Below are 261 nucleotides of genomic sequence, written 5' to 3' on the forward strand. Positions count from 1 at the left end.
TGACTTGTTCGGTGAGCAGGCCCATGGCCTGGTCGGTGAAGATGTCGTGGAGGCCGTCGTAGGCCATGTGGTCGCGCAGGGTGACGTCGCCGTATTTGAAGCCTTCGCGGCTTTTTTCGAGCATGTGGGGTGCGCGGGACATCGATTCCTGCCCGCCGGCGACGACGATGTCGAATTCTCCGGCGCGGATGAGTTGGTCGGCGAGGGCGATGGCGTCGATGCCGGACAGGCACACTTTGTTGATGGTCAGGGCGGGCACGT

The 261-nt window shown here is 63.2% G+C and carries 1 protein-coding gene; it reads right to left on the reverse strand.

What is annotated here, in order from left to right:
• Positions 1-261 (reverse strand): beta-ketoacyl synthase N-terminal-like domain-containing protein (locus G8767_RS35425; RefSeq protein ID WP_277346956.1); only part of this gene is annotated, 261 nt, incomplete at both ends.

It is taken from the genome of Rhodococcus sp. IC4_135 (assembly GCF_011602025.1).
In the GTDB taxonomy this organism is placed as follows: Bacteria; Actinomycetota; Actinomycetes; order Mycobacteriales; family Mycobacteriaceae; genus Rhodococcus_F; species Rhodococcus_F baikonurensis.